5 protein-coding genes are annotated in these 11,369 nt (G+C 50.2%); 4 read left to right on the plus strand and 1 reads right to left on the minus strand.

Annotation, left to right across the window (positions count from 1 at the left end; genetic code table 11):
* Positions 1 to 21 precede the first annotated feature (21 nt).
* Positions 22 to 2,862 carry a X2-like carbohydrate binding domain-containing protein gene (locus ACFO1S_RS17685; RefSeq protein ID WP_204603908.1) on the minus strand — a complete coding sequence of 947 codons (2,841 nt, stop codon included), beginning with the start codon at positions 2,860 to 2,862 and terminating at the stop codon, positions 22 to 24.
* A 352-nt stretch (positions 2,863 to 3,214) separates the two neighbouring features.
* Between ACFO1S_RS17685 and ACFO1S_RS17690 the strand changes: the two genes are divergently transcribed.
* The 4 genes from ACFO1S_RS17690 (at position 3,215) to ACFO1S_RS17705 (ending at position 11,216) form a co-directional block, all read left to right on the plus strand.
* The gene (locus ACFO1S_RS17690; protein WP_204603909.1) at positions 3,215 to 3,379 is read left to right on the plus strand and encodes a hypothetical protein; all 165 of its coding nucleotides are present in this window, start codon (positions 3,215 to 3,217) and stop codon (positions 3,377 to 3,379) included.
* Positions 3,380 to 3,390: 11 nt separating this feature from the next.
* Positions 3,391 to 3,621 (plus strand): S-layer homology domain-containing protein, encoded by a 231-nt coding sequence (locus ACFO1S_RS17695; RefSeq protein WP_204603910.1) that lies wholly within the window; start codon positions 3,391 to 3,393, stop codon positions 3,619 to 3,621.
* Between the two features lie 148 nt (positions 3,622 to 3,769).
* A complete protein-coding gene (locus tag ACFO1S_RS17700) occupies positions 3,770 to 8,104 on the plus strand; it encodes a BREX system ATP-binding domain-containing protein (RefSeq protein ID WP_204603911.1) in 4,335 nt (1,444 codons plus the stop codon).
* A gap of 121 nt (positions 8,105 to 8,225) precedes the next feature.
* The gene (locus ACFO1S_RS17705; protein WP_204603912.1) at positions 8,226 to 11,216 is read left to right on the plus strand and encodes an S-layer homology domain-containing protein; all 2,991 of its coding nucleotides are present in this window, start codon (positions 8,226 to 8,228) and stop codon (positions 11,214 to 11,216) included.
* Positions 11,217 to 11,369: the final 153 nt, after the last annotated feature.

The raw sequence follows: 11,369 nt of genomic DNA on the forward strand, positions 1-11,369 counted from the left end.
CAGTGAGCCAGATTTACCTATTTACGGTTCGACGCCCCATTGCAGCGTACCGCTTGCGTAACCGGTCATCTTCGTCCAATCGACGTAGCTGGAGCCGGTCGGGCTGAACGAGTAATCGCCGGTTTGCGTGTAGTTGCTCCAGTCCGTACGGGCGATGCGGATCTGGATTTCGGCCGCCGCGCTCGGCGCGAGCGTGCCGGCGGCACTCGTGAAGCCGATCTCAAAATACGTGTCGGCGCCCGTCTTCGGCGTCGGCATCGTAACGAACGTTCCTGTTACGTTCGAGCTGCCGACATGCGACCAGTCGCACCAGAATGCTTGGGTTTTGTTCGCGTCGATTGTGTAGTAGTAACGCAGCTTGACGGTCGAGAGATCCAGCGCGGTTGTACCCATGTTGACGATCTTGACGCGCGGAGCGATCGTGTTGCTGGAAGCATCCGTATTGCCGCTGTACATTTGGATTTTGAAGCTGCCCGTCGGCGTCGTAACCGAAGGCGTCAGCGCGATGCTGTTGGAGTTCGTCGAGCCTGCCGCATTGGATGCAACGACGCGATAGTTGTACAGCGTACCGTTAACGGCCGTCGTGTCTGTATAGGTCAGGGCGGTCAAGTTAGAAGCGATTGCCGTATAAGCGCCGCTTCCCGTAGCGCGTTCGACTTTGTAAGAGGTTGCGCCGGTGGAAGCTGTCCATGTCAGCGTCGCTTGCGCGTTGCCTGCCGTGCCCGATACCGTGAGCGCGCCAGGCAAGTTGACCGTCGTGTCGACAACCGATACCGCGAGCACTGGATCGGTGCCTGCGCTGAAGTCGAACGTCAGGTTCGTCGTGCCGACGGCCTGTGCTGCGAGGTAGCTTTTCTTAATCGTAACCGTCGTGCCCGATACGGTGTAGTCCGTGCCGGATACGAGGGAGACGGAGCCGTTCTTAATGCCGCTAAGCGTATTTCCGTTCAGTGTCATCGTAACCGCGATATCGGCTTGGTTAGCCGTCTTCTTGTCGAACGAAGCGCTCGTCGGCGTGATGGACGAGTTGTTCGTCGGCGTCGTGTCGACGATCGATACCGTGAGAACGCGATCGGCGCCTGCGCTGAAGTCGAACGTCAGGCTCGTCGTGCCGACTGCCCGCGCGGCGAGGTAGCTTTTCTTAATCGTAACCGTTGTGCCCGATACGGTGTAGTCCGTGCCGGCTACCAGGGAGACAGAACCGTTCTTAATGCCGCTAAGCGTATTGCCGTAATAATTCACGGTTATCGCCTTGTCGCTTTGATTCGGCGTATATTTGTCAAATACTACGCTTGTAGGCGTGATAGACGCGCTAGGAACGTTAACCTTTAAATTGGGCAGCTCGTCCAACGTAATTACATAATTACTTTGATACAGTGTTGTCAGGGTTGCCGGATAGTTAAAGGCGGTACTCATGAGATGCTCGCCATACCAAGGCAGGAAGTAGAGCCATCCCGATTTTTCCTCTGTCAGGTTCTGTACGCTAGGGATGGTGTCGTTCTCCGTCATAGCTACCATTTTGGTGCCGTTCGTTGAATCGACAAGCTGATAGAAAATCGAGGTAATGGCATCCTCATTGGGTACGCCGGACAAACCGTCATAGCGGTTGTAGACCGTATTGTATTTATCATAGCCGACAATATCTACTTTAGAGTTGCCGGGATACCATGCGGGAGAAGTATTGTACACGTAGCTGTTGTAAGTCCAGATCAAGTTGTGCAAGCCGTACGTCACCGTAAGCTTGTTATAGAGTATATCCCACAGCTGCTTATACACCCCGGCGCCAGCCTTAGCCCACCAGAACCAAGCGCCTTCGCCATTCAACCCTCCGTTGCCCTCAGCCTCATGGAACGGCCGGAAAATAACCGGAACTCCGTTATTTTGCAGAATCAGCAGCTGTTCCGCCAAATCTTCAATGGCTAACATCAGATATTGATATTCTTTGGTACCGGGAACCACCGCATTGGCCGTGTTAAAATTGGTGTCCGTCGGCTTGTAGGTAGCGTTGAGCCAATCGACAGGCTGTCCTAGCTGGTAGGCGGTGAAGTTTTTGGGCACATTGATATGCCAGCTAGCTGTTGCGATCCCGCCGCGGTTATTCACCCAATCGATCATCCGATTGGTTGTGCCGTCCTCCCAGCCATACAACGGGTTATAGTTCATAAAATCAAAGCCGCGAATTGCTGGATATTTTCCAGTTAAATTATAGATCCAATTAAACTCCAACTCTGAATTTCCGTTATTTCCACCTCCATAGATTTCTTGTTGGCCAGAGATAATATGTTTGCCGTACACCTCCGTTAAATAATTCATCAAAATTTGTGTTTCCGGTGTAGCTTGAGAATCGATAAGGGTGGGCTGCACAATCAAGGGATCAAGATTGGCATAATCCACGGTGAAGGTGTCGAAATAAGCGAATCCCCAACCGGCCTTCACTTGGATCGTGTTGCTTCCCTGGTTCAGTTTGTGGAAGCCAAAATTGTAATTCGACCACGTGGTCGTATAGGGCAGCATATACGAACCCTTGTTAACGCCGTTAATCGATAAATATTGGAGCCTGCCGTCAGGACTCAGCTCCTGCATGAATCGGGTGGAGATCGCATACATGCCGGTTGCTGGGACAGTCACGGTGAAGGTGATTGTGCCGGAGTTCTGCATCCAGACAAATCCGGTTCCGGAGTATCCGGGTTTGGGTTGCCCGTAAATTTGCGTCGCTACTTGAAGTTCAGAGCTGAGTTGAGCGTTTTCGCCCTCAATTGTGTAAAGAGGAGCGGCATCTGCTTGAGCGGGCACTGTCGTTAATCCAAGCAGCAGAGTAAGTACAAGCATCATTGCGCTTGACTTTTTGAACCATTTTTTCATGACTCCACACTTCCTTTCCATGAGAAATAGAATAATTGCGCAACCCATTAATGATTGCGCTTTCATATTTACAATAGCACATGGTCAAAAAACTGTGAATGCAACCAATTATTCATTGATAATACTATTTGTTTACATTTTCGACTTTTATCAACATTAACCTTTCCGATAGCCTCCTTAAGGCGAGCCCTCGCTGCTTTGGCCGATGCTGACGATCGGTTTATTTAAGCGCAGCGCGAAAAATCCCCCGAAGTAGGTATGGAGTAATCAACAGGTTTGTATTATTTTGAGGAATGAAGTCGCTTCGGGAGGAGTAGGTGAGAGAGAGATGGAGGATTGGAGTAAGGGGGAAATGGCGTGGAATTCTGCGATCCTTACCGTTGTGCTTGGCTTAATCTTTTATTTTATGCTGTGGTGGTACGGTCCGGGCGCAAGCTGGAGAGTAACCCGATGGTATTTCGGTATTCTGGCCGTTGTCGTACTCATCGTTGGCGTAAGCGTTTATTTGCTGAACTGATTGCTGTTCGCATGGAGAGAGGAGACCAGGCCCTAAACGATGTGAACAAAACGGACTGGTTCTATGAAGCCGTACCCGACTCTGCAGACAAAGACAACATTTCTACTTGGGCGACTGACTCTATGAAGTGGGCGGTTGGGAAAGGTCTCATCTCCGGCAAGGGCAAAGGAATGCTTGACCCGTCCGGCAAGGTAACCCGCGCGGAAATTGCGGCGGTTCTGATGCGATTTTTGCAGCAATAAGCATTGATTATATTTCAAGTTGGACGCCGGGCAAAGCGAGGGCTCATTTTTGTCCGGCTTCAGCAGCATTCCATGATGAATTCATATGTTTGACCTCCCTTAATCATGATAGAATACAAGAAGCGCTGCGTACGGATTGGGAGGCACTATGACACCTGTAGAAGTCGTTGAATTAAAGGAATCGATGAATGGAGCATCCATGGACGTCGGTTCCTTTTTACCTATCGCAATTGGCCTGACTGAAGTGGTACATCGAGCTCATAAGCAGAAGATCGTCATTGGAAATCTGAACCCGAAGAGGATTCAGATTCAATTGGATAGGCAGGTCACAATTCTCCCCGATCAAGGATTAGCAGATTACGCATATATCTCCCCCGAACAAACGGGCAGAATCAATCGAGTGCCTGACGAGCGCAGCGATTTGTACGCCCTGGGCATGATCTTCTATGAGATGCTGGCAGGCAGCCTGCCGTTTCAAGCACAAAGCATGGAAGATTGGATACATGTCCACCTTGCCGTTATGCCCAAGCCATTGCGCGAGTTGCGTTCCGATAGCGGGGGCCCGCTTGAGGCAATTATCATGAAGCTGCTGTCAAAGAGTCCGGAAGAACGCTATCAGAGCGCTTACGGTTTATTAGCCGATTTGAAAAGATGCGCCTCATCCCTGAAGGAAACGGGAGAGATGATCTCTTTCGAAATTGCACGTGCGGATGAGGGAAGTCGTTTTCGGCTTCCCCAGACTCTTTTTGGTCGGGAAAAGGAAGAAGGAGCTCTTCGAGAGGCTTTTGAACAGGCCAGAGCGGGCGAATCTTCCTTTGTTTTCGTCAGCGGCAGCGCAGGCAGCGGCAAGACCGTGCTGGTTCGCGAGCTTCAGATGCGGGTCAGAATGGATGGCGGCCGGTTCATTAGCGGCAAATGCGATATGTTGAATCGCAATAATCCGTTCTCTTCGCTGCTTCAAGCTCTGCGAAGCTTAATTCGGCAAATATGGAGCGAATCCCCGGACAGGGTGGCGAAGCTGAAGAGTCAATTAACAGAGGCAATGGGACAAGGTGCGGCTGTAATCGTACAGCTATTGCCGGAAGCGGCAGAGCTGTTCGACGAAATTCCGGCAATAGAGCCCCTGAACCCCGCTGAGGCTGCAAGCCGCTTTCACCGGCTAGTTCCTATTTTTATTAAAGTTTTCGTCGATGAGCGGCATCCCCTCGTTATTTTTCTGGACGATCTTCAATGGGCAGACCCTGCTACGATAGATGCTCTACGCGCAATCGTACACGATCAGGCACGACCCGGCTTATTAATAATAAGTGCGTACCGGGAGGAAGCCGCTTCGGGCGTCGATGCGGCTGAATGGATTCAGGAGTCGCTTGCCTTGCATCATGAATTGCGATTATTGGTGCGCCATATCCCTCTCCAAGCATTTTCCTACATTGAAGTGAGACAATTCGTATCGCATGTCCTTGACGAGAACTCGACTCGTATCCGATCGCTCGCAGAGGTGTTATACCACCGAACAGGCGGTAATCCGCTATACTTGAATCGTCTTCTAGACAATCTCTATCGGGAGTATAGGCTTTATTACAAAGAGGAAGAGGCGTCTTGGGCCTGGGACCCATCCGACATCGCGCAAATACCCGAGGACCCTGACATTCTTCATTTAATAGGGGCTCGTATACATACGCTTTCTCCTGAGAAGATCGAACTGCTTGCCATAGGCGCAGCCCTTGGATATCGTTTTCATTCCTCGACGATTTCTCTAGTAAGCGGTCATTCTCAGCAGGTTGCCCGTCAACTTCTGGATCAAATCGAGGAAGAGGGGCTGATCGGTCGAGAGGATGTCAGCGAAGAGGCACACGCGGGCGGGGGCTATTACACGTTCTTGCATGACCGCATTCAGCAGGCGGCCTATATGACCCTGTCTGAATCGGACAAAACGGGCTTGCATCTGACGATCGGTCGCGCGATACGAGATCAGTTATCGGGCGAGAGCGAATTTTCGATATTCGATACGGTGTATCACTTGAACCTGGGCAGTGGCAAGATCGTGGATGAAGCGGAGAAGAGAGAGCTTGCCGAATCCAATTATAAGGCGGGCTTGAAGTCCAAGGCAACGACCGCATTTGCGGCTGCTTTGCAATTTTTTGAAATAGGCTTACGTCTATCCGAAGACGATTGGACGAATACGACATCTCTTGCTTACCGGATCATGCTGGAGGTGCCCGAATGTGAATATATGTGCGGTCATGCGGATCGTGCAGAGGGGCTGCTCGATCGCTTGATGTCCTGTACGACGGAAGTGGTAGAACGCTCCCACATTTACCTGATAAGCATTGCCATGTATACCTACATGAAGCAGGACGAGAAGGCTGTCCATGTAGGGCAGCAGGCGCTAGCCGAATTCGGCTGGCATTTACCAAGGAGACCTTCCAAAGCGTTGGTGTTAAAGGAAGTCATGCTGGCGCAGGGCGCACTGTTCTATAGGCGTAAAGATGTACTTCGTTTACCGCTCAATCGGGAGCCTCGCTATAAAGCCTTGTCGGATTTGGTCATGGCGATAACCACCTCTGTATTTACATTAAGTCTTGAGATGTCCGCTGTGTTATTCTCCAAGTTCGTTCGCTACGGCCTAAAGCATGGAAGCAATGAGGCTTTCTCCTTTATGCTCGCTTCCTACGGCATGGTCATTCATAAAATATCGGGTTTCTACACGGGGTCTCAGTATATAGACCAGGCCTTCCAGCTTGCAGCTTCCTTTGACAGCGCAGACCTGCGATGCAGATTGTACTATCTTAGAGGTCTAGTTAGGATTATAAATCCGGATGAAGGCTTCGAGCAGTTTGAGCAAGCGATTCAATACGGAATGGAATCGGCTAATCTAACGTATGTCAGCATTGCGATGTTGACGACTACGACAACCTATACCGGGGATTTGCATACCTTGTCTGCACGGATTAAACATTATGAAGAGATTTCGCAGCAGCTTGTGGACGGAGTCACCCTGAATATTTTCCGGATTACGAGGTGGTACATCGCTCAAATGCAGGTAGGAGCCGGAGAAAGCGATGAGGTTGTTACCCCTTTGCTGAATGATCGATACGAGGAAACTTTGAATAACGAAGTCTATTATATATGCACCTGTCAGATCGAGATTGCTTATTTGTTCGGACGATATCGGGAAGCTCTTGAATGGGTGGAGAAGGGTAAATTCAATGCATACCGCCAAACTCGGGTCCACTATCGCAAGCAAAGAATATACCATTCCCTAACGCTTGCCGCCATGTATACGGAAGTATCGCCGAACGAGCAGAAAGACATACGTGTCATGCTGCGCAAGCACTTGCGAACCATGAAGCGATGGTCCGGCTATTCCGGCAAGAATTCTTCGACTTATCTGCTCATCCAGGCCGAGCTGCATAGAATCGAGGGCAATCGAGTTGCCTCCGCCCGATTATTCGAGGAGGCGATACGGGTAGCCCGCCATGCAGGCGAGGGGCTAATGGAGGCTATTTCTTGTGAACGAGCCTCTATTTTCTATCGACAGATCGGCAGTATGAACGGGGCGGAGGCGCTTATAGCCGATTCTTGCGATGCCTATTCAAGATGGGGGGCCTATGCGAAAGCCAGAAGGCTGAGAGACAATCAAGGGCCGGGATCGATTGTGAGGGGGATTGACGGGGAAAGCGCGGCAGCGGCGGAGGAACTCGAACCCATTGAAACTAAACATACCCCCCTGCCGGGGTTAGCTGCGGATAATGGGTATAGCCATCCAAATACGGAATGGATGAATTCGCTGGACAACTGCAAAACGATGAGTCAATTCCTGGAATCCGTTATTCGCTATTCAGGCGCGGAAAAAGGATTTATTCTCCATAGCGATGCTGCGGGCTCTTCCGTTGAAGAAGAAGCTGGCACAGGGAGCGACGAAGGAGGCCGGGCGTATGCGGAGTCCATCGTTCGTTATGTGATGGCAACGGGCGAAGCGGTAGTTCTTGCGAACGCTTCGCGCAGCTCCTATTCGGCCGATCCCTCTATTAGGAGAAGCCAGTCTCGATCCGTACTTTGTATGCCCGTTCTTTTTCCGGGAGGACGGTCGCCGTCCGCGCTCTACTTGGAGAACAGCCTCTTATCCGGCGTCTTCACGAAGGAAAGGCTGGCGTTACTAGAGTTAATGATTGCCCGGATCATGTATTTGAAGTCGTTGGGGGACTCCCGAGGCCAGAGCTATTCGCCCATTCCTTCGGATGCCCGTCCGTCATCGGAATCTGCTAGAGCTTCGCAGCCGCTAGTAGAACCGCTGACGAATCGTGAAACAGAGATTTTGTACGCGCTGACAGACGGATTATCCAATAAGGAAATTGCCTATCGTTTCGGATTAACGGAAGGTACGGTCAAAAGCTATATTCATCATCTCTATGGAAAGCTGGGAGTGAAAAGAAGGAGTCAGGCGATTGCCCGCGCAAAGGAGTTAGAGCTAGTGAATTAGCGCTGCCGTCGACTTTTTTCCCTATTATCCGCCGAACACTAACTTTTGTTAGTGTTTTTATTTTGGCTTGGGACCTATTCTTAGGACTATATTACTTAGTTGTAAGAGGGAGAAGAAGAACATGAGTACAAAGTATCGTGCAAGTAAAAAAGTGGCATTGCTTATTCTCGTCATGATGATGGTGATCGGCAGTTTGCCGGAATGGTTCACGGCAGGGGAAGGCAAGGCTTATGCAGCCGGTTATAGCAGCGGGGACGGATCTGAGGTCAATCCCTATCTGGTGACTACGCCGGAGGAGTTAAACGATATTCGCATGGGCACTAGCAAGCACTATAAGCTTGGCAACAATATTGATCTGACGGAGTACCTTTCTGTAACAGGCGCGGGCTATAACAACGGTGCTTTTTGGAATCCGATTAACGGTTTTACAGGGTCTCTGGATGGCGACGGTCACGTGATTAGGGGGCTGAAAATAAATCGTACTGATACTGGGAATGCAAATATAGGCCTCTTCGGTGAAATCAATCATGATAACGCCTTGATCAGAAATATCGGATTGGAAAATGTGCAAACAAAAGGTTGGTTCTTTACGGGTTCCGTGGCGGGGACTCTAAGGAAGGGGACTCTCTCCAGTATTTATTCAACAGGCGAAGTTAATGCATCATCATATGCAGGCGGATTAGTGGGGTATCAAGAAGGCGGTTCGATCTCCAACACTTATTCTTCCGCGCAGGTCAATGGGGTTAATATTGGCGGTTTGGTTGGGTGGAAAGACGGCGGATCGATTTCGAATAGCTATGCTGTCGGTTCCGTAAGTCTGTCAAATCCAATTTCAATTAAGGGCGGATTGGTTGGAGCCGGGGGTAACCCTATCGCAGTAAATAGTTACTATGATCGGACAACAACAGGCGGAATCGACAATTCGGTTAAAGGCACACCGAAAACAACAGCAGAGATGCAACAGCAATCGACATTTGCGGATTGGGATTTTAACGATGTATGGGTGATGCTTCCTAACATGTACCCTCAATTAAGAGCGTTTGTCGCCCAAACGCCTGTAGCATCCCTGAATCCTGCGGATGGACCCGTTACAGTTGGCACAGAAGTGACGCTGACAAGCGGGACAGCCGGCGCTTCCATCTATTACACCACGAACGGCGACGATCCGACAGCGGCTAGTGAATTGTACGATCCGGGCGAACCTATAGAGATTAACGATGATGTCACGATTAAGGCCATTGCCGTTTACCCAGGTAAGATAGATAGCCTGATTATGAGCAATAGCTATGAGATTGTAAGGCCGGATGCCCCGTCAACGGGAGCGTTGGAGCCAGGAACGTTACTGGGAACAACGAAGCTAAGTCAGGTTACGGCACTTATGGAATACAAGTTGAACGATGGCGAGTTCCAGCCGATAAACGGCACTTCTGTAGATAATATTAGCGTAACGGCAGGTGATAAAATCTATGTTAGATTCGTTGCAGATTCACAAAATGCAGCATCGTATCAACAAGAGTTAACCGTTGCTCAGACCCACATTCATACCAGCAGCACGGACGCCACGTTGACCTCGACGCTAGGAACGGTAAGCAGCAATGGCGATGGGAATGAGACGATTACGGCTATTCCATACGGAACGACATTGGCAGCGCTGAAGGACGCGATCACGGCAGCGGCGGATGCAACGTATGAAGTGTACAATGCGGACGGAATAACGGTAGCTTCTTCATTAGCGACGGGTAGCAAGATCATCGTTACTGCTCAGGATGGAACAACGAAGGTGACGTATACGGTGACGGTATTGAAAAATACAGACGCAACGTTGACCTCCACGCTAGGAACGGTAAGCAGCAATGGTAATGGGAATGAGACGATTACGGCTATTCCATACGGAACGACACTGGCAGCGCTCAAGGCCGCGATTACGCCGGCAGCGGATGCAACGTATGAAGTGTACAATGCAGACGGAATAACGGTAGCTTCTTCATTAGCGACGGGCAGCAAGGTCATCGTTACCGCTCAGGATGGCGTAACAAAGGTGACGTATACGGTGACGGTGAACCAAGCAACGACTCAGCCGATTGGCGGGGGGAGTGGCGGAGGTGCTCCAGTTCCAGGTAAGGTGACGTCAACAGACGGCAAGCTGACGCTTCCAACGGGTTCGATTGGCGAGGTTAGCTTGGACGATGGGATTACGATCACCGTTCCTACAGGAGCAGTAGATCAGGAATTAAAATTAACGATCACGAAGCTGCTGGATACGAGAAACTTTATTAACAATAAAGAGATTCTTGCAGGCTCGGTATATGAAGTATTGAAAAACATTTCAGGAAATTTCAAGAAGCCGGTAACGTTAACTCTTGCATTCGATGCGAAAAAAGTGAAGAGCGGTCAAGGGGTTGCCGTATTTTATTTCGATGAAGCGAAGAAGGCATGGGTGGAAGTTAAGGGCGGCAAAACAAGCGGGAACCATATCACCGTAGAGGTTAATCACTTTACGAAGTTCGCGGTACTTGTTGTAGATCAAACGACAGGTCTTCCTGTGTCGGAAGCGACAACGCCTGCCGAGCCGGAAACCAGCTTTAGCGATATCGCAGGACACTGGGCTGAGGCGAGTATCAAGCAAGCGGTAAAAGAGGGTATCGTGAACGGTTACGTCGACGGAACCTTTAAGCCTGGGAGTACCGTAACGCGAGCAGAATTTACAGTTATGCTGATGAAAGTCTTGAAACCGCAAGCCGAAGCAGTATCTCCGACTTTCACAGACATGGCGACGATCGGAGGTTGGGCGCAGAAAGCCGTTGCGCAAGCGGTTCAATCAGGCATCATTAAAGGCTATCCGGACGATTCATTCCGTCCGAATGCCGAAATGACGCGATCCGAGGTTGCAGTATTGATCGCGAAAGCGCTCAGTCTGGCCGTGGAGTCGAATACCGCAACCGGATTCGCGGATGATAAGGAAATTCCGACGTGGGCGAAAGGCGCGGTAGCAGAGGTGAAGAAGCTAGGCATTGTGCAAGGGCGAGGCGATAACCATTTTGCCCCTCATGACCCTGTTACAAGAGCAGAGGCTGTAACGGTTCTGTTAAAAATGCTAGCGGCAAAGAAATAGGACGTAATTAATTAAGGGTTACCCGAAGGCGGTTGATCAAACGGCCCAAGGTAACCCTTGTTTTCATTTGATGAGTTAACCCTCAGAGGCAAAGCCTTCAATGCAGATTGCCTTCGACAAAAATAAATTAGACATCCACCCGAACATGCGGAG

This window comes from Cohnella boryungensis (assembly GCF_042651945.1).
Lineage (GTDB): Bacteria > Bacillota > Bacilli > Paenibacillales > Paenibacillaceae > Cohnella > Cohnella boryungensis.